The sequence below is a fragment of the Desulfobaculum senezii genome (assembly GCF_054657395.1).
The window spans coordinates 15,196-35,621 of the sequence record NZ_BAAHYU010000007.1 but is presented as its reverse complement, the minus strand read 5'-3'; the positions used below and the strand labels follow the sequence as shown (position 1 = coordinate 35,621).

The 20,426-nt window shown below is 46.2% G+C and carries 15 protein-coding genes and 2 pseudogenes; 15 read left to right on the top strand and 2 right to left on the bottom strand.

Translation table 11 applies throughout. From position 1 onward, the window contains the following. Window positions 1-52: 52 nt before the first annotated feature. From ACYQ2T_RS17895 to ACYQ2T_RS17825, 15 genes and pseudogenes are all read left to right on the top strand, one after another. The gene (locus tag ACYQ2T_RS17895; protein WP_459902200.1) at window positions 53-1,222 is read left to right on the top strand and encodes a DegT/DnrJ/EryC1/StrS family aminotransferase; all 1,170 of its coding nucleotides are present in this window, start codon (window positions 53-55) and stop codon (window positions 1,220-1,222) included. Window positions 1,223-1,365: 143 nt separating this feature from the next. Next, on the top strand, window positions 1,366-2,082 hold the full coding sequence (locus ACYQ2T_RS17890; protein ID WP_459902199.1) for an acyltransferase: 717 nt from the start codon (window positions 1,366-1,368) through the stop codon (window positions 2,080-2,082). 25 nt (window positions 2,083-2,107) lie between these two features. Continuing rightward, window positions 2,108-2,419, top strand: coding sequence for a hypothetical protein (locus tag ACYQ2T_RS17885; protein WP_459902198.1), 312 nt, complete (start codon window positions 2,108-2,110; stop codon window positions 2,417-2,419). Window positions 2,420-2,422: 3 nt separating this feature from the next. Continuing rightward, entirely contained in the window at window positions 2,423-3,124 is a 702-nt protein-coding gene (locus tag ACYQ2T_RS17880) for an SDR family NAD(P)-dependent oxidoreductase (protein WP_459902197.1), read from the top strand. Next, the gene (locus ACYQ2T_RS17875; RefSeq protein WP_459902196.1) at window positions 3,124-4,464 is read left to right on the top strand and encodes an ANL family adenylate-forming protein; all 1,341 of its coding nucleotides are present in this window, start codon (window positions 3,124-3,126) and stop codon (window positions 4,462-4,464) included. The genes ACYQ2T_RS17880 and ACYQ2T_RS17875 overlap by 1 nt, the downstream gene beginning before the upstream one ends. A gap of 120 nt (window positions 4,465-4,584) precedes the next feature. After that, window positions 4,585-5,674, top strand: a protein-coding gene (locus ACYQ2T_RS17870; RefSeq protein ID WP_459902195.1) for an IS3 family transposase whose coding sequence is annotated in 2 segments (ribosomal slippage) — window positions 4,585-4,835 and window positions 4,834-5,674 — 1,092 coding nt in all. Because the reading frame shifts where the segments join, the coding sequence is not laid out codon by codon here. A 188-nt stretch (window positions 5,675-5,862) separates the two neighbouring features. Next, a complete protein-coding gene (locus ACYQ2T_RS17865; RefSeq protein WP_459902194.1) occupies window positions 5,863-6,552 on the top strand; it encodes a methyltransferase domain-containing protein in 690 nt (229 codons plus the stop codon). Continuing rightward, complete coding sequence (locus tag ACYQ2T_RS17860) at window positions 6,552-7,991, top strand: MOP flippase family protein (protein WP_459902193.1); 1,440 nt, start codon at window positions 6,552-6,554, stop codon at window positions 7,989-7,991. Before ACYQ2T_RS17865 ends, ACYQ2T_RS17860 begins: the two co-directional genes overlap by 1 nt. Window positions 7,992-7,994: 3 nt before the next feature. After that, window positions 7,995-9,665, top strand: coding sequence for an asparagine synthetase B family protein (locus ACYQ2T_RS17855; RefSeq protein ID WP_459902192.1), 1,671 nt, complete (start codon window positions 7,995-7,997; stop codon window positions 9,663-9,665). A 137-nt stretch (window positions 9,666-9,802) separates the two neighbouring features. Continuing rightward, a complete protein-coding gene (locus tag ACYQ2T_RS17850; protein ID WP_459902191.1) occupies window positions 9,803-10,828 on the top strand; it encodes a glycosyltransferase in 1,026 nt (341 codons plus the stop codon). A gap of 83 nt (window positions 10,829-10,911) precedes the next feature. Next, complete coding sequence (locus ACYQ2T_RS17845; protein ID WP_459898083.1) at window positions 10,912-11,931, top strand: IS481 family transposase; 1,020 nt, start codon at window positions 10,912-10,914, stop codon at window positions 11,929-11,931. 451 nt (window positions 11,932-12,382) lie between these two features. Then, a complete protein-coding gene (locus ACYQ2T_RS17840) occupies window positions 12,383-13,237 on the top strand; it encodes a glycosyltransferase family 2 protein (protein WP_459902190.1) in 855 nt (284 codons plus the stop codon). Window positions 13,238-13,278: 41 nt separating this feature from the next. Next, a pseudogene (locus ACYQ2T_RS17835) lies at window positions 13,279-14,339 on the top strand (IS3 family transposase). 43 nt (window positions 14,340-14,382) lie between these two features. Continuing rightward, window positions 14,383-15,245: pseudogene (locus ACYQ2T_RS17830) on the top strand (IS3 family transposase); the annotation flags it as partial. 324 nt (window positions 15,246-15,569) lie between these two features. After that, window positions 15,570-17,267 (top strand): glycosyltransferase family 2 protein, encoded by a 1,698-nt coding sequence (locus tag ACYQ2T_RS17825; RefSeq protein ID WP_459902189.1) that lies wholly within the window; start codon window positions 15,570-15,572, stop codon window positions 17,265-17,267. Between the two features lie 25 nt (window positions 17,268-17,292). Here ACYQ2T_RS17825 and ACYQ2T_RS17820 read toward each other — a convergent pair whose 3' ends face one another. Together ACYQ2T_RS17820 and ACYQ2T_RS17815 are read right to left on the bottom strand one after the other, a co-directional pair. After that, window positions 17,293-19,194: a sensor histidine kinase gene (locus ACYQ2T_RS17820; RefSeq protein ID WP_459902188.1), complete on the bottom strand. Its 1,902-nt coding sequence runs from the start codon at window positions 19,192-19,194 to the stop codon at window positions 17,293-17,295. After that, entirely contained in the window at window positions 19,191-20,426 is a 1,236-nt protein-coding gene (locus tag ACYQ2T_RS17815; RefSeq protein ID WP_459897733.1) for an ISL3 family transposase, read from the bottom strand. The genes ACYQ2T_RS17820 and ACYQ2T_RS17815 overlap by 4 nt, the downstream gene beginning before the upstream one ends.

Genomic DNA, 20,426 nt, shown 5'->3' with positions numbered 1-20,426 from the left:
GGCGTGGTTTCCTAATATTTTAATGAGAGCAAATCTGAAGTTGAGGTCTATTATGTCTTTCAAGCCTGTTCGCAGTAAAGACAATTTTCTTGTTTTTGGTTCGCCCCTCATCGAGCAGGATGAGATTGATGAAGTCGTAGCCAGCATGAAAACCGGTTGGCTTGGCACCGGTCCCAAGGTGGCTAGGTTTGAAGCAGACATGAAGGTCTACAAAAAAATGTCCCATGCCGTGGCGGTCAACTCATGCACAGCGGCTTTGCATCTGTCCATACTGGCTGCGGGTATCCAGCCCGGCGACGAAGTCATCACCACTCCGCTCACCTTTTGCGCCACGGTCAATGCCATCATCCATGCCGGGGGCACGCCGGTCTTGGCTGATGTCGACCCTGTGACCATGAACATCGATCCGGCGGCTGTTGAAGCCCAAATTACGCCTAAGACCAGGGCGATTCTCCCGGTCCATTTTGCCGGACGTTCATGCGATATGGACCGTATCTGCGCCATTGCCCGCAACCATAATCTGAAAATCATTGAAGACTGTGCGCATGCTATCGAGACCGAGTACCACGGCCGAAAAGCGGGCTCTTTTGGCGATCTTTCCGCACTGAGCTTTTACGTGACCAAAAACGTGGTCACCGGTGAAGGCGGGATGATTCTGACCAATAATGAAGAGTATGCCTGCCGTCTCAAGGTACTGGCCCTGCACGGCATGAGCTGCGATGCTTGGAAACGATTCTCGGACGAAGGGTACAAGCACTATTTGGTGACCGAGGCCGGGTTCAAATACAATATGATGGACATTCAAGCCGCCATTGGACTTCACCAGTTGAAAAAGGTCGACGGGTATTGGGAGAAAAGGCAGCAGGTTTGGAATTCGTATAATGAAGCGTTTGCAGCGCTACCAGTGAGCATGCCTGCAAATCCCGAGCCGGATACCCGCCATGCCTATCATCTCTACACTCTGCTTATTGACGAGGAGCGGGCAGGCATAACCCGGGATCAATTCTTGGATCAGATGAACAAGCATAATGTTGGAACCGGCGTGCACTATCTGAGTATCCCGGAACATCCCTATTACCAACAGCGCTTCGGCTGGAAGCCAGAAGATACTCCTAACGCCATGCGGATTGGCAGGCAGACCGTGAGCTTGCCGATTTCTGCCAAGTTGACGAAGGGTGATATTCAGGATGTGGTTGAGGCGGTGAAGACTGTGCTCGCGTAAGTTGTCAGGGCTTTTTAATGACTGTGTCGTATGGAACTTATTGTTAGGGAATATTCTTGGCTCTTGCCGCTAGTCTTTCCACTGAGTAATGTTCGGGAGATGGGGAAGAGGATCGGAGGGGAATTAGAGATTTAGGAAGTGTAGTGGCCTCATATCCTTTTTGTATTGCAATGTGCAAAAAACCAAAAAAACTTGAGCAAGTGTTCTCAACAGAAATTTCGGAGAATTTAGGTATGCTTCCTAAAATTATAAAACATTTGGGCAAAAAATTTTTAACTCCTTTTCATAAAATGTTTTATATTTGTAATAGAGAAAAATTTTTACCGCCAACCATGGTCTACGGTAAGTATGAAGATAAACAGGGTAATAATGTATTAAGAACGCGATATAGCAATACTGTTATATTTTATTGTCCTGGGAATATTGAAATTGAACAAAATGTGTTCATTTGGCATTACACAATACTTGATGGAACAAAAAAAATATTGATTGAAGAAGGTTGTCAAATCGGAGGATGGGTCGGAATATTTACTCATTCAGCGCATATTGCAATAAGGTTATACGGAGAAAGTTATGGGTTCGACTCAGAAGATGAGCGGAAGGCCTATTTTGCTGGTGAAGTGTCAATAGGAAAATACTCCTTTGTAGGTGCAAAATCAATCATTATGCCAGGTACAAAAATAGGCAAGGGATGTTTAGTAACAGCTAATAGCTATGTTGGTGGGGGTGAATTCCCAGATTTTTCTATAATATCTGGAAATCCTGCGGTGATTACAGGTGATACAAGAAAGATTGATGCTGCTTTCTTAAAAAAATATCCTGAGTTAAGAGAATACTACAATCAATGGACACGAAAATAATCAAAATTAGTAATAGGAGCTTATTGTGAAAGAAATCAGTAAAGACAACGTGATTGATTTTGTCATTAATACTGTAGCATATTACGCTCAAGAAAATAATATTCGATTACTTTTAAATCCTGAACCTTCCACCAGGCTTTATGGTGCGAATGCCGGGTTGGATAGTCTGGGGTTGGTTGTTTTTATCACTGAGCTTGAAGAAGCTATAGATGAAGCGTATGGTGTCGAGCTTACCCTCGCCGACGAAAAAGCGATGAGTCAGACGGCTTCTCCTTTCCGTAGTATTGCCTCCCTTTCAAGTTATATCCATAAGCTTTTAGCTGTAACTGAAGGGTAGCCCATGTCCAGCAAACATATTGTCATTACTGGATCAACCAAGGGGATTGGAAGATTTCTTGCCGAAAGTTATCTTGCTGAAGGGCATGTTGTTGCTGGTTGCAGCCGCTCAACTTCAGACTTGGTTCATGAAAATTATACGCATTTTGAAGTGGATGTTGCCGATGATGTGGCTGTCAGTCGAATGGTTAAAGCTGTTAGGAATAAATTGGGCGGCATTGATATTCTGCTGAACAATGCCGGCATGGCGGCCATGAACCATTGCCTGACAACACCGAGTAGTACTGCCCAAAAAATTTATTCGGTAAACGTTCTGGGCAGTTTTTATTTTTTGCGTGAAGTAGGCAAACTGATGATACGTAAAAAATATGGCCGGATTGTCAATTTCTCTACAGTAGCAAAGCCTCTTCGCCTTGAAGGAGAGGCCGTATATGCATCCAGTAAAGCTGCATTGGAAACCTTGACTGCTGTAACAGCCAATGAGCTTGGTGAATTCGGAGTAACTGTCAATGCTATTGGTCCTACTCCTATTGATACAGATCTTACCCGGGCGGTACCCCAAAAGAAAATGCAGGAACTTGTTGAAAAACAGGCCATAAAAAGAATGGGCAAATTTGAAGACGTTAAAAATGTCATTGATTTTTTTATCAATGACAAAAGCGATTTTATTACCGGACAGGTCGTTTATCTTGGAGGAGTTGGGTAATGAAACACTGGTTGCTGGAAAAATTCAAACTGGTTGGTGAGCGTTCTAGTATTTCAGATAGAGGTGGTGATTACAGCTATAATGATTTGGCATGTGAAATCAAACAGCTCACCATAAAATTTGATAGTATTCCAGCCGGAAGTGTTGTCTCCATTTGTTCAGATTATTCATTTCATGCCATAGCTGCGTTTATTGCTCTTGCGCTCAAAAAATGTATTCTCGTTCCCATTACGATTCAAAAGAAAGAAGAAATTCAGGTCAGGGTTCAAGAATCCTTTTCACATTTTGTCATTAGCCCTGATTCAGATAAATGGTTTATTACCAGAGTTGAAAGAACCGGCAATCATGATTTCTTGAAGCAGCTGCAAAGTACAGATCGGGCCGGGCTGGTGCTTTTTAGTAGCGGAAGCACTGGCAAGCCCAAAGCCATGATCCATGACCTGGATACCCTTCTTGGTTTTTATCAGGACCGAAGGCAAAAGCCTGTTGTTTTTTTAATTTTTCTGATGTTTGATCACATCGGTGGAATCAATACGCTTTTTAATGCGTTAAGTATGGGGGGGCATTTGATTTTGCCGGAAAATCGAGATGCCGAACATATTTGCCAACTTGTGGAAAAATATAAGGTTAAAGTTCTTCCCGCTTCTCCTTCTTTTTTGAACCTATTATTGATTAGTGAAGCGCATAACCGCTATAACCTTAAATCGCTCCGCCTGATCACCTATGGCACAGAGGGAATGCCGGAGAGTCTTCTGTTCAGGATCAAGCAGGTCTTTCCCAAAATCAGACTGTTGCAAACCTTTGGAACTAGCGAAACAGGTATTGCCAGGACCAGTAGCAAGGCCTCAGACAGCCCCTTTTTTAAAATTGATGATCCAGATGTAGAACATAAAGTTGTTGATGGAGAATTGTGGCTAAAAAGCGGCACACAGGTTTTGGGGTACCTGAACGTTGATGATAATGCCTTTGATGAACACGGCTGGTTCAGGACCGGGGATATGGTCGAGCAGGTCGATGATAATTATATGCGTATTATTGGAAGAAATAAGGAAATTATCAACGTGGGCGGCGAAAAAGTTCTTCCTGTAGAAGTAGAAAATGTTCTTATCCAGATTCCAGAAATAGCTGATTGCATGGTCTATGGGCAATCAAATGCAATTACCGGACATCACGTTACAACTGATGTTGTTTTGAATCAAGAAGTGAGTAGGAAGGATGCAAAAAAAATAATCAGACGATTTTGTCAAAGCCATCTTGAACAATATAAGATTCCGGCTAAGATTAATTTTGTAGAAAAAATAGAGTTGGGAAGTAATCTTAAAAAAATAAGAAGAAAGTAAAAGTTAAAATTTTCGATGAGTTAATTTGCATGATATTGTTTGTTTTTTCTGTAAAGTCCCCGTAAAAAAGGTCCATTGCAAAGCAGAGACTTCTGGCCCAGAGTGGGGCGGAAGTTTTGAATGCGTAAGTCGAAGTTCAGCGGGTACCAGATTGTCATGATCCTGAAGGCAGTGGAAGGCGGACGGACTGTTGTCGATGTCTGCCGCGAGTACGGCGTGAGCAGCGCCACGTACTACAAGTGGAAGTCAAAGTATGGCGGCATGGAGGCATCCGACATCCAACGGGTGAAGGATCTCGAAGCGGAGAACCGCAAGCTCAAGCAAATGTTCGCCGATCTCAGCCTAGAAAACATGGCGCTCAAGGATGTGATCGAAAAAAACTCTAAGGCCAGTTCAATGCAAGGAGTGTGTCATGCACATGGTCAACGCGTTTGAGTTGAGCGTGCGCAAGGCATGCGCGGCCATGGGCATCAGCAGGAGCTACTACACCTACAAGCTGCATCCGCGAGACGACAGTGATGTCATCGCAGCATTGACTGCACTAGCCGAAAAAAAGCCTACATGGGGCTGCAGCAAGCTTTTCAACGTCCTTCGACAGCAGGGCAAACCCTGGAACCACAAGAAGGTTTGGAGGGTTTACTGCCTCTTGAAGATGAATCTGAAGCGTAAGGCCAAGAAGCGGCTTCCGCAAACCGCTCGGACGGCTGTAGCCCCGCCGCTTGCGCCAAATCATTGCTGGTCGATCGATTTCATGCGGGACCCACTGTACAGTGGTCGCGTCTTTAGGACGTTCAATGCTGTCGATGACTACAATCGAGAGGCCTTGGCCGTGGAGATTGATACCAATATGCCAGCAGGACGGGTGGTAAGGGTGCTGGATTGGATTGTCGAAGTGCGTGGCGGCTATCCTGAGACCTTGCGAATGGACAATGGTCCGGAGTTCTCGGGGAGTGTCATGACGGCCTGGGCCGAATCGTATAGCGTGAATCTGGAGTTAATTCAGCCTGGCAAACCCACCCATAACTCATACGCCGAACGGTTCAATCGGACCTACCGAGAAGAAATACTGATTTCGTATTTTTTCAACAGCCTGAACGAAGTTTGGGCCATTAGAGAAGGCTTTATCCGTGAGTGTAACGAGGAACGTCCTCATGAATCTCTGGGTTATATGTCGTCGATAAATGTTGCTACCCGGCGGGTAGCCCCCTGAAAACTGCCAGGGGCTCTACCCTTAGCTGGCCCTAAGAAAAGGGGGCTTTATAGCGAATTTGAACCCTTTAGTGGAATTTTTGACTGTCAATAGGCGTCCAGGTTGGGGCGGATGCCCCCCCAACGGGCTTGTGCAGTGGGGGGATATTTGAGAAAATATAATTTGTTATTAGTGCGCAAAGGTGTCAAATGCATGAAATAGACTATACAAAATATAACTGGCTAGTTTTTAAAATAGGAAATCGGTGGTTGAAAACATGGGCCGAGAATATCAATGGAATAGTCTATGATCTTGGTTGTGGTGAAAGACCGTATGAAAAATTCATCCTTGAACACGCTGATAAATATACCGGTGTTGATTGGTCTAATACACTTCATTCCTTGAAAGCAGATATTGTTGCTGATTTGAATAAGCCGCTTGATATGATTAAAAATGAGTGTGCGGACACTGTTTTTACCGTGTCAGTGATGGAACATTTATCCGAACCTCAGAATTTTTTAAACGAAGCGTTCAGGATTTTAAAACCTGGTGGGGCAATGCTTTTGCAGGTTCCTTTCCAGTGGCATGTACATGAAGCCCCTTATGACTACTTTCGTTATACCAGATATGGTTTGAAGTACATGTTCAGTAAGGCAGGGTTTGACAGTGTTGATGTCACCGCCAATACAGGATTCTGGTCTATGTTTGTATTGAAACTCAATTATCAGACTTGCAGATATATCCGGGGCCCAAAAATATTGAAAATTATCATTCGAGCGTTGCTGATTGTTTTTTGGAACATTGGACAATTTATTGCCCCTGCTTTGGATAAACTAGATCGGAATGAAAATGAAACAGCGGGATACACTGTTATCGCCAGAAAATCGGAGATACAATAGTGTCTATTAAGCAAAAAGCTGTTTCTGGTGTGAAGTGGTCAGGATTTTCGATGGGGGCTGTGACCGCTTTACAGTTTATTACAGTAGCTGTTTTAGCTCGATTACTTTCCCCTTCAGACTTCGGCTTGATGGGGATGATAATGGTTGTTATCGGCTTTGCTCAGGCGTTTGCTGATATGGGGTTGAGCAATGCTGTTATCTATCGTCAGGATGTTACGGACAAGCATCTATCAAGTTTTTTCTGGTTGAATATTTGTCTTGGAATAATAATTTTTTTATTTATTCTAACGCTGCGTCCGATTATTTCCGGGTACTTTCAAGAAAAACTTCTTAACGATTATTTGATATATTCTGCCTTCATTTTTTTGATAACCCCACTGGGTCAGATTTTTACCACACTCTTGCGCAAGGAATTGCGTTTTAAAATATTATCAAAAATTGAAATTTTTTCCACGCTGGTTTACTCGGTCACTGCTATCATATTAGCCGCTTTAGGATATGGGGTTTTAAGTCTCGTTTTTGGGCAGTTTGTACGAAGTGTTTTTCAGGTAGTATTCTTGTTTTTTGTTTTTAAAAACGAATGGTTGCCTAAACTTCATTTTAATTTTCATGAAATAAAGTCTTATCTTGCTTTTGGCGGGTTTCAGATGGGTGAGCGTGCTGTGAATTATCTCAGTGCGAATATAGATTATATCATTATAGGGCGTTTTCTTGGACCTGTTGCGCTTGGATACTACACCCTTGCGTATAATATAATGATTTTTCCTCTGACCAAAATAAACCCTATTATTACTAGAGTTGCGTTTCCTGCTTTTTCAAAAGTTCAGTCTGATAACTTAAAAATTCAAAAAGGATATTGCAAGATACTTAAATATATATCTACAATTACTTTCCCAATGATAATCGGCATGTTGTTAGTCTCTTCTGAGTTTATCCCCTTGGTGTACGGTGAAAAATGGACTCCGACAGTTTCAATTCTCCAAATTTTTTGTATTGTTGGTATATTCAAATCTTTAGGAAATCCGATGGGAGCTGTCCTGTTATCAAAAGGAAGAGCTGATATTGGTTTTTATTGGAATATTTTTGTAGTTCTTTGTGTGTGTATTGCGGTATTTATAGGCTTGCAATGGGGTGTTGTTGGTGTTGCTTGGGCGATATTATTTTTGCAGATACCTTTTTTTTGGATTATCCAACCGATGGTAAATAGAATTATCAGTCTAAATTTTAAACACTATTTTAATTCACTCAAAACTTCTTTTTTTTGTTCTCTTATTATGTCGTTTTCAGTAATCATGACTAAAATAATTTTTGAAAATTTTTCAATGCCAATTGTATTCATGTTAAGCATATTGGTGGGGAGTTTGAGCTATATTATTTCATATTATCTGATAGAAAAATCATTTTTCATTGAGATCAAATCCTTTTTGGTTGTGAGATAGTCAATGCCTGGACTTGCAGGGTTTATCGGAGATTTTGAACAGGGGGCATCGATTCTGATTCAGATGCAAAAATTTTTGCATCTTAAGGATTCTTATAAAGATGATGAATGTCTTTATGATGGTTTGGTGGGATGTACTCGATCACATACAAACATTATTCAAAAAGAATCGCAGCCATATATATATAATGATGTTTTTATATGGCTTGACGGCGAATTTTATAATCAAGATGAGTTGCTGGATAACTTTGTTTCTTCAAAGACAGATCCAGAAATTTTGTTTGAATTATATACTGCCCATGACACCCTTGATTTTTTGAAAAAAATTGACGGTATCTTTTCTGCTGTTATTTATGACAAAAAGAAGCAGCAGGTTTTTCTGCTTACGGACAGATATGGTCTGCGGCACTTGTATTGGTCGAATACGAAGGGTGTTTTGTCTTGGGCTTCAGAGGTCAAAGCCTTTTTAGCCTGTCCGTGGATTACTCCGACAGTCAACACAGATTCTGTTCATGATTTTTTTTCAATCGGCTATCTTCTTGAAGACAGAACATGGTTCAATGAAGTGGAGCTTTTGCCCTCGGGTACCGTTCTTCGCTATGATTTACGAACACAATCGACGACTCAGAAAAGATATTGGTGGTGGGATGAGATTAAACCCTTGGAGGGTAGAATTGATGAAAGGGAGCTTGCAGAAGAACTTGGCAGGCTGTTTATTGAATCCGTCAAGAAAAGATGTCGATCCGGTGAAAAAGTCGGACTTACCTTAAGTGGTGGCCTGGATTCCCGGGCCATTTTGGCAGCCATGCCGGATACAGGGCACCCGATTCATGCGGTCACTTTTGGAAAATCCGGCTGTGATGATGTTCGCATTGCAAGTCACGTTGCCAGGATGAAAGGCGCTGTTCATCATGTCGAAACTATTGATGATCAAAATTGGATTTTGCCTAGAATTGAAGGCGTATGGTGGACAGACGGGCAGTTTGATTTGTTGCATATGCATGGCATAGAATCTTTGCTAAGCCAATCTCAAAGGATGAATATTTCTTTGAACGGGTTTTTAGGCGATGCTATTCTGGGCGGATCTTATTTTAATGATTCTCGTTGGAGTACAATTCAGAAGTTTGAAAATAGGGGGAAAAAATTCGTTGCTTTTGGTCCTATTACAGTAAGTAAGATTATGAATTGCAGGATTCCTTTTTTCGATAATGCTTTAATGGAGCTTACTGTTTCGATCCCTGAATCTCTTCGCCAAAATTCATATATTTACAATAAAATGCTTTTAATGAGCTTCAGTAATTACTACAAAGATATCCCCTGGCAGAACACAGGCTTTCCTATTAACATTTCTCCAAAAAAGGTTATGATTCATTCCTTTTTTAACAGAGTAAAAGGAAAGCTGGGGCGAATGACTGGGCTTTCATCTGGAACAAAGAGCTATTCAAATTATTCGGATTGGATCAGGACTAATTCCGGCAAGGATATTTTTACTTCATTTTTGAATGATAGAGATGCATTATATTCTGAATTTATTGATCCCCAAAAGGTTGAATCTGATTTGCAATCGCACATGAATGGTGCAAATAAATCTGACAACTTATGTCGCTATCTGACTTTCGAACTTTGGCTCCAGCAGGTTTACAATAAAAAATTTCGTCACGGGCTGGAGTCATGAGTCTGAAAATACTCCATACCTCCTCCACTTGGCTCCCTCAGACTCAAACCTGGATGCACACCCAGTGCAAATATCTTCCTGCTCCTTTTGAGCAGCATATCCTCTGCACCCGAACACAGAATCTAGATCAGTTTCCCATGGCTAATATTCATTGCTTTGAGCAGGAAGCCTCCCCCTGGATGCAGTTTACCCAAAAGGCATGGCGCAAGGTCTGGTCCCAAATGGGCGGTAGAACTAATCTGCCGTACATGGCGGGAAAGGCCAGGCTGATCGGGCCGGATATCGTGCATTCTCATTTCGGCGATCAGGGCTGGGCGGATATGCCGCTGGTAAAAAAAAGCGGGACGCGGCATGTGGTTACATTTTACGGAGCTGATATCAGTAGATTGCCCGTGCAGCAGGTCTGGCGCGACAGGTACGCAGATCTGTTCAAAAGCGTGGACCGCTTTTTGTGTGAAGGCCCGCATATGGGGGGCTGCTTGGAATCTCTCGGTTGCCCGGCGGACAAAATCAGGATTCAGCACCTGGGCATCGAACTGGACAGATATCCTTATCAGCCGAGAGCCTGGAAACAGGGTGAACCGCTCCGCGTTCTGCTGGCCGGGAGGTTTACCGAGAAAAAGGGGCTGCCCTATGCTGTGGAAGCTCTGGGGAGAATTTCCAAAGACCATGATGTGCATCTGACCATCATTGGTGATGCTCCACCCGGGTCTAAGGTTTGTCTCAAGGAAAAACAGGAGATCCTGAGCGCCATTGAGCGCCATGCGCTGAGTTCCAGAGTCACATTTCTCGGATACCAGCCCCATGCCCGCATGATTCACGAAGCGTACAACAATCACCTTTTCGTTTCCCCCAGCGTCACCGCTGCATCCGGAGACACCGAAGGCGGTGCTCCCGTATCGATTATTGAAATGGCCGCCACCGGCATGCCCGTAATCAGCACAACCCATTGCGATATCCCCTCGGTGCTCAATTATGGAGAAGAGGGTTGGTTGACCGAAGAACGAGATGTGGACGGTGTGGTTGCTATTTTAAAGAAATGGCTGATCGCTCCTGAGCTGTGGAAGCAGCGGGTTGCCTATGCTCGCAAGCACATTGAGTCCGAATACGATGCTGTGACCCAGGGGAAGCGGCTGGGTGAAATTTACCAGGAGCTGGATTAACAGCGTGTTGAAAAAGTCCTTATTTGACCTACTAGGTTAGTCCTCAGACAGATTTTGGGGTACAGTCTCACGATGGAGGCCCCATGAAAGCTGCAGAGAAAGTCGCCCGCCAGCGTATGAGTGTGCTTGAGCTTGCAGAGAGCTTGGGAAACGTCAGTGAAGCCTGCCGGCGACGCGGTATGCATCGTAGTCAATTCTACGAGTACAAGCGGCGTTTCCAGACTCACGGCCTTGAAGGGCTCAAAGATCTGCCGCCTATTCCGAAGTCCCACCCTTTCACCACCTCCGAGGAGGTGGTCGAGCAAATCTTGGAATTGAGCCTAGCTCATCCTGCTTGGGGGTGCGTTCGCCTTTCCAATCAGCTCAAACTCATCGGTGTTTCGGTGAGCTCCCCTACCATTCAAAACATCTTGATCAAGAATGGCATGGGCACCAAGTACGACCGCTGGCTTAAGCTTGAGCAGAAGCAAGCTGGCGAACCCATTGAATTATCGGGCGAACAGGTCGCTTTCATTGAAAAACAAAATCCCGTTTTTAAAGAACGACACGTCGAGAGTTCTCGCCCTGGGGAGCTGTTGTGCCAAGACACCTTTTACGTGGGACGTCTCAAAGGGGTGGGGCGAGTTTACCTGCATGTCGTCGTCGATTCCTTCTCAAGCTATGCCTTCGGCTTTCTGCATACCAGCAAGCGCCCAGAGGCTGCCGTTTCCGTCCTTCACAACGACGTCATGCCGTTCTACGAGGAAAAGGAAATTGCCGTTTCCGCTGTCCTTACTGACAACGGCAGGGAATTTTGCGGAACCGAGACCCATCCATATGAACTCTATCTGTCCCTCAACGAGATTGAACACCGCCGTACCAAGGTGCGATCACCTCGGACAAATGGCTTTGTCGAGCGGTTTAATGGCACTGTGCTTGATGAGTTCTTTCGAGAAGCCTTCAGAACAACGCTTTATGAGACCGTAGAAGCACTCCAGGCCGACCTGGACACCTGGCTGACCTACTACAATACTGAACGCTCACACCAAGGGTATAGAAACATGGGACGTCGTCCCATAGAAACCATTAACGAGTACATCGAATCTGTCAGAGAAGAACGTTAGTAGGACAGTGTAGGACATCGCCCATCAGGTTATGCGTATAAGCCCTCTCCACTAACGATTCGCCGTTGATTGAAGCGCTTCTGCGGCTGGCCGTGAAATATCTCTGGTACGGTTTAGGCAAAATTCCCTACGTGATACGAAAAACAGTCTTTGCTGGAATCACAAACGGGTCTTTTGCGTCTACTGTTGGTTCAATTTAAATTCACGTCGCAAAGGAAAGATACCCTGTCCCTTGATACCCCCAAGCCCCTTGAGGTCCCTCCTAACGTAAAATATGTGTGACGCATTGGTCAGCGAAAAGTGTTGTGAACGTTTAATGTCATTGACGACTTTAGACCTGAGTGTCTAGGGATTGCTTCTGCTACTGAGTTTTGAATTTTATGTGGACCTCTAGTTTCGCAATCTCCTTTTAAATTGTGAACTCTAAAGTGTTGTATTACGTAAAGTAGGTATGTCGGTGGTGACAAAAAATTACGCTTTGGTCAGTGTTATTGTCCCTGTTTTTAACAGGCGCAGTGTTATAGGAAGAACCTTAAACTCTTGTCTGTCTCAACGTTATCCTCATATTGAAGTCATTGTTGTGGATGATGGGTCGACTGATGGAACAGGTGGTGTCGTAAAATCTTTTAAAGATAGATTTGAAAGTTCCAGTAAGTCCCTGTTGTATTTGGCGCAGGAAAATCTTGGAGCCTGTTCTGCACGTAATTTAGGAATGGCCCATGCTTCTGGAGACTATATACAGTTCTTGGATTCTGATGATGTGTTAGAACCTTGCAAAATTTCGGATCAGATTTCTAGCCTTGAAAATTCGGAAGATTCATTTGCGCTTTGTGATTTTGCGTATGTCGATAGTAATGGGCGAACTTTAAAAAAAGTTACCAATGATGGGGATATTTTTACTTATATGAAGCGTTTTAAAAGTGTCTCTATTATGGCTCCACTTTTGCGAAAGAGTTCTATCATAAAGGGTTTACAGTGGAATACTGAATTGGAACGCAATCAAGATATGGATTTTATGTTCAAATATTTCCTGACTGTAACCACATGGGCTTATGTGCCAGGTTGTTATTGCAAATACTATATGCATGGTGGCGACCAAATTAGTGACTCTTATTCAAAGGGTATACAGTATTTTGCCTTGGTTAAGTCTATGTGTGCTTTTTATAGCGCCAATAAGCATCTAATACCACTGCGGAACCGGTCGCTGGTCCCGCGTTATGTGCTCCGCTTGGCTTTGATGTTTTTGAAAAGCCGTTTTAAGAAAATATTTTCGTTTGGTCTCCCCTCCGGAAAAGAGTGGTTCTGAAAAGTATAATTTTCTCGTGAACCTAACCGATGAGATTCGACATGAAGAAATCGTGTTACTCTGACTCGCAGATCTTGGGGCTCCTTAAGCAGGCCGAGAATGGTATCCTTGGTGCTCAATTTTGCCGTGAACGCGGTATGAACAGTGCCACGTTTTACAAGTAGCGAGCTAAGTACGGCGGGATAGATGGCATCTCTGAAGGCTCGAATGAAGGAGCTTGAAAGAGAAAACGCCTTGCTTAAGCGCAGTTATGCTGAAGAGAAGATGAAAGCGGAAGTTGTTGCTGAGTCGCTTGCAAAAAATTTTTAAGGGCGTCTCGTCGCCGCGAGATGGACAAAGAAGCCGTGATGGACAAACTCAACATTAGCCAAGCCTGTGAGGCGGTTGATATCACCCGGGCTAACTCTTGAAAACGACTTGATTGCTGACAGGCTCATCTGGTTGACACGCAATCAGTGAAACTTGAGCTTCGGGCTGTTCTTACTACATTTGGGCAACGTGCAGGGCTTTGGCTGAAACCATAAACGGGTGTACCGGTTCTACTGCCAACTGGGTTTGAATATGCGCATCAAGCTTAAGAAACGCCTCAAATGCGAGAAACCAGAACCGCTGACCCAACCGAAAGAAGCAAATCTGGTCTGGTCCATGGATTTCATGCACGACCAACTTGAGAATGGCAGAACTTTTCGGCTCCTTAATGTCCTTGATGACTTCAATCGCGAGGGATTAGACATCGAGGTGGATTTCTCACTACCGACGGAGCGCGTCATCCGTAGTCTGGAACAGATCATTGAATGGCGGTGCAAGCCGGACGCAATTCGCTGCGACAACGGGCCGGTATATGTGAGCAGAAGCTGCAGCATTGGGCTGAAAAACAGGGAATCCGGTTCGAATAGATTCAGCCTGGTCAGCCGCCGCACAATGCATACGTCGAGCGGTATAATTGCACTGTTCGTTATGACTGATGAGTCAGCATCTGTTAGCGAGTATCGAGGAATTCCAAGACTATGCTACACGCTGGCTCTGGACCTACAACAACGAAAGGCCCAACATGGGCATTGGCGGCATCACCCCAATGCAGAAACTGAGAATGGCTGTATAGCCTCTACTTTTCAGCCCTCCTAAAAATGGGAGGACTACCGAATGATCTCGAAGCCGCGAACCGCAAGCTCAAACAAATGTTCGCCGATCTCAGCCTAGAAAACATGGCGCTCAAGGATGGAATCGAAAAAAAACTCTGAGGCCAGTTCAACGCAAGGAGTGTGTCATGCACATGGTCAACGCGTTCGAGTTGAGCGTGCGCAAGGCATGCGCGGCCATGGGCATCAGCAGGAGCTACTACACCTACAAGCCGCATCCGCGAGACGACAGGGATGTCATCGCAGCCTTGACTGCACTAGCCGAAAAAAAGCCTACATGGGGCTTCAGCAAGCTTTTCAACGTCCTTCGACAGCAGGGCAAATCCTGGAATCACAAGAAGGTTTGGAGGGTTTACTGCCTCTTGAAGATGAATCTGAAGCGCAAGGTCAAGAAGCGGCTTCCGCAAACCTCTCGGACGGCTGTAGCCCAGCCGCTTGCGCCAAATCATTGCTGGTCGATCGATTTCATGCGGGACACACTTTACAGTGGTCGCGTCTTTAGGACGTTCAATGCTGTAGATGATTACAATCGAGAAGCCTTGGCCGTGGAGATCGATACCAATATGCCAGCAGGACGGGTGGTAAGGGTGCTGGATCGGGTTGCCGAAGTGCGTGGCGGCTATCCTAAGACCTTGCGAATGGACAATGGTCCGGAGTTCTCGGGGAGTGTCATGGCGGCCTGGGCCGAATCCCATGGCGTTAATCTGGAGTTCATTCAGCCTGGCAAGCCAACCCAAAACTCATACATTGAGCGGTTCAATCGGACCTACAGAGAAGAAGTCCTGGATTTGTATGTGTTCAACAGTCTGAGCGAAGTTCGGGCCATTACAGAATACTTTATCCGTGAGTACAACGAGGAACGACCTCATTAATCTCTGGGTAATATGTCGCCGATAAATTTTGCTGCCCGGCGGGCTGGGGGCTGCCCCTGTCCGCCGGGCCAACCCCCTGAAAACTGCCAGGAGTCTCTGCCCTTAGCTGGCCCTAAGAAAGGAGACTTTACAGCATCACCCCAATGCAGAAACTGAGAATGGGTGTATAGTCTCTACTTTTCAGGCCTCATAACAATGGGAGAACTACCGGGCGTCTTGCACCTTTCATGAGGCTTCTGTCGAGAGGCTGTATTCCAAAATCTGTATGAAGACTAGCCTAGTAGGTCAGATTTTTAACCGCGTCTTGGAGATGTTCTGGCTATGTCAAGTTTTACTAGCCTTTCTTTTGTTATAGCAACCAAAAACTCTTCAGATCTTTTATACAAAACCCTTTCATGCTTTCCCGCTACTTCTTCTTTTGTATATGAGATCGTTATCCAAGATGGTTGCTCTTCAGACGAAATAGACAATGTTGTAGCTAACTTTTTACCGTTTTTGCCGATTAAGTTCGAATCCTGTCCAGATGATGGAATTTACGATGCTTGGAATAAGGCGTTAAGGCGTATTTCAGGTGATTGGGTTGTGTTTGTTGGGGCTGGAGACACATTGATTTGGGATAATTTGGAGCAATGTATCGAGGCTCTGAAAGGTCTCTCTAAGGCTTATGAATATTATGCAACTCCAGTCCATCTTATCAGTCAGACAGGTCAAATTCTTGATAACCTCAATCCTGCGGTAAGACCTTGGCAGTCTCTTGCCCAGGGGATGAGTATACCTCATCCTGGCCTTTTCCATAAGCGTTCACTTTTTGAGGATAATAAATTTTCTACTAAATACTCAATTGCAGGTGACTACGAGTTCCTGTGCAGAACGCTTCGAGAACACAATGTGCTTATCGGGGCCTGTGTTTTTTCAAATATGCTTGTAGGTGGGGTAAGTGGTGATTTAAAATCTATGGTGCGAAGTGAAAAGGAATTGCTACGTTGTTCTCGCTTCTATTTTCCCAATGATTTCCCTATTAAACCTTTTCTCCGACTTGTAAGGACATGGTTTTGCTTAGCTGCTAGTCATTTTTTTGGACAAAAAGCTGGCCTCATAATTGCTGATATGCCTCGCCTTTTACACGGTCGGAAAAGACTTTGGACTGCTCCGCTGCACAACGTTAATATGCCACGCTTATCACGCTCTCCACAGGTAGATTTGCTTGTAGCGACGGTTGGGCGAAAACGGGAATTAAGACGCCTGCTGCGTTCTATAAGACATCAGAGTTATAAGAATATAAAAATTTTCATAGGCGATCAAAACTCTAATGGGTACCTAGAAGACCTCCTAGATGATTTTCCCGATTTACGCATTGAGCATCTTAGACTTCCGAAAAAAGGCGTCTCAGTTGCACGTAATTCTTTGTTAGACAAATCGACTGCTGACATCGTTGCTTTCCCCGATGATGATTGTTGGTACACAGAAGACACACTGTCTTCTGTCGTTAAATATTTTCAAAGTACGCCCAGTTGTGGAGCTTTGCTTGGGGTATGGACTCCTACCCTGGATCATGCTTTGCCCTCGGTAGAGGATGGAGTCATGTCAAGGCGTGGGCTTTTTTACCATGCTGGGACATGTATCCAATTTTATCGTCGAGAAAGCCTCGCAGAAATACAATTTGATCCTGAATTAGGACCAGGTTCCGGCCTCCCGTTTGGGTGCGGAGAGGATACCGATTTTCTTCTTTCTGTCTATCAACACTCGGAGATTCATAGAAGTTCTAAAATTCGCGTCCTTCACCCCTCCCCGTTTGACGCAAATTATTCTGACAGAAAGGTCAAGCTGTATGCCGCAGGAAGAATGCATCTTTTAAGGAAGCATAAATTTAGTTTGCTTTTCAAGCTATCTAATGTTTTTTACCCACTACTGAGACTTCCCTTCGAATCCATTAGGAGAGGAGCCCTTGGATGTAAATATCGTTGGGCAATGTTTTCTGGCCGATTAAGTGGCTTATTGGGTCGCCATCCTCTGGAATGATCTACTATGTAATGACATAAGTGTCTTATATCTCGCCCCCCACAGGCAACACCACACTAAACCGCGTCCAATGCCCAGGGCTGGAATCTACGGAGAGTGAGCCGCCGTGGTTTTGCGTTATGATGAAGTAGGACACGGACAGGCCGAGGCCTGTTCCTATGCCGGTGGGTTTGGTGGTGAAGAAGGGTTCGAAAATTCTGCGACGGAGGTCGGGGGGGAGGCCGGGGCCGTTGTCTTCGATTTCGATGGCGACGCCGCCGGGGTCCTTGCGAGTGCGGATGGTGACTGTTGGGGTTTTGTCTGGTGCCTCTTCGTCCGCCATGGCCTGCGCCGCGTTTTTCAGCAGATTGAATAGCACCTGTTCAATTTCAGTCCGTGAGCAAATTATATCTGGCAGTCCTTCGGCGAACTCCCGCACGATGGTGATGCGCAGAAAGTCGTAGTTCTTCTTGAGGTCATAATCCTTGGTGGCGAGGTCAAGGGACGCCTCCACAAGCTGCGTCACGCTGATGGCTCTTTTTTCAGACTTTCCCGGCCGGCTGAACTCCAGCATATTAGCCACAATGTCCGCCGCGCGTTTGCCGGACTGGGCAATGCCGTCCACGATTCGCAGAATCTTCCGCGCTTCCAGGTAGGACTGCATCGTCTCCAAAGGACATCCTACGGCTTCAGCGGCTTGAATGTTCGCTTTGATATCAGGCGAAAACCGCCGCCGTAGATTTTGCGCTCCCTGCAGGATGCTCCCAAGTGGGTTGTTGATTTCGTGAGCCATTCCAGCAGCGAGTCCGCCTACGGACATCATTTTCTCGGTCTGGACCATAATTTCTTCCATGCGGACCTGTGCGGTTACGTCGTCCATACGCACAACCACCCCGCCCATCTCCCCGCCAACGAGAGGGAACACTGTCACATCATAGAGCGTCAAAAGGTCGCTGTTTACGCTACGCCGCTTGAGCGTACAGGGACATTCCTGCTCTTTGGTTGCGCCGTGTACCACAGAAACGATATCCGGCTGATCTGCAAAGAAGGCCTCCAGCGGGCGGGGACCTTTGGTCATGTCGGCCTTCTCGCCGAAGATCTCCCGCGCCCTCGTATTGCACAGCCGCACCACATGCTCCTCATCCACCCAGATGAGCACCGAGGGCATAGAGTCGATAACGCTTTGGAAAAACGCCCGCGAGACGCGGAGTTCCTGTTCCCGCTCGCGCACTTTGGCCGACATGCGACCAAAGACCTTGTCAAATTCCGCGAGCTCTGAATACTCGCTCCCCTGCGCCGGCGGCGTGGGGTATTCCCCTTCGGCCACCGCGGTGAGGCCCTCACTGTACCGCTGCATAGGCGCAATGACATTGGTGCGGAATTCCTTGGTTAAAGCGACAAGCACCATCATGAAGACACAGAACGTCAAAAAGGCGATGAGCACGCCAAAGACCACAACAGGCCGGAAAATGGTCCGCGCCTTGGTGGCAACCAACAGCCGCCACCCCGTCCCCGGGATATGCGTCAGTGTCCCAAAATAGAGGGTGTCGCCCGCAGTATAAAACTGCGCCTCATTGGACTGCGGGGGCTGGGTGAAGATATCCAGCGAGCCAATATTGTACTGCACCCGCACCAACTCCTGGTCCGGGTGCACGATGAGGTTGCCGTATGCGTCGGTGAGGATAATGGTCCGCTCCGAGGACACAAATCCATAAATAAACTGCTGGAGGGCATCCAGACTGAGTTCGGCCACCACCTTGCCCCCCGCATCCGTCGGGATGCTGGTAAAAACCACCAGCTTGCCGGAATGCGGGGAGATGATGGGGGAGGTCAGCACATGGCGCTGGGTGTTTGATTGCGTCAGATGGATAGGGAAATCCACCCCGCGGATGCCGCGCGGCGCCACGGCCACGATGTTCCCGTCACTGTCCAAAAAAATAAGGTTCATCTCCCAATTCCGGGGAAGGCTGCTCTGATTTTGAGAAAGAAGTACTCGTCGTCGAGAAAGCCGTAGGCCATCCGTTTGATCACCTTGATCTTGTTATTGATCCCTTCGAGTAGGCTGGTGTGTAGCGGATATCGGCAGTGTGAGATAATGCCCGAGATGTAGGGTTTGAGGCGCTTAGCGAATTTAATGAGCGGCTCGACTCGGCTTTGCATGGCGCGGCGGTACCAACCTTTCCAAAACCGCTTGGCAGCTTTGGAGTATCGGTAGTCCCAGAGTCGCTTCAAATCCTCCTTGAGGATATAAACCTTCATCAAATTTTTGTTGGCTCGAAGCAGGTCATAGAGCCGGATTCGATCTTCCTGTCGCATGAGATTCCGCCTGTTGCGCAGGAGCAGCCATCGTGAGCCTTTGACAACCTTACGGGCGTCTTTGTCATGATTGAGGCGTTTGGCCTCATCGTTTCGGACGCGGTCGATTACTTCTCGGCCATACTTGGCAACGACATGAAATAGATCGTAGACGATCTCGGCTTTCGGGCATTGCGCCTTCACCTCGGCGGCATACGCACCATTCATGTCCATTGCAACGGCCTCAATTCGGGCACAACCATCACGGCCAAGCAGTTCAAAGAATGGTCGGATGCTCTCCCGGCTGTTGCCTCTTCCTACCCACAGAACCCGCTTGGTGTAGGGCTCGACGATGATCGTGGCGTAGCGATGTCCTTTGCGGATGGCAAACTCATCCATTGCGACAACCTTGACGCCTTTCAAGTCAATGGGATTGAGTTTTTCCGTTAGGTACCGCTTGTCGATTGTCTTCACGGTCTTCCAGTTCAGGCCGTAGCATTCCGCGATGTGCTTAATGGGAAGTATGCGGCAGAGCCGAACAACGGACTCGGCCAGCCGCCTTGTGACACGCGAATACCTGTCGAGCCAAGGAAGCTGCTCCAGCTTTGGTCCACAGACGGGACAATGGACCCGACGCCGGATAACGAGCAAATGCGTTGCCGCGTCGAATACAGGCAAGTCACGAACCCAGCGTTCGACATAGTCGTGAACTGCGCAGACAAGCCTGCCGCACCCGCTGCATCTCATTCGCCTTCGCCTGATTGGAATCAACTCGATCCAGACTTCGGGGTGCTTCCGAGCTTCGCTGGCTTCAAGGCGCTGAACAGTTCCAACACGATACCCTTTCCAGTCTCCCAACAACCGGGTAATCTTGCCCTTGGACAA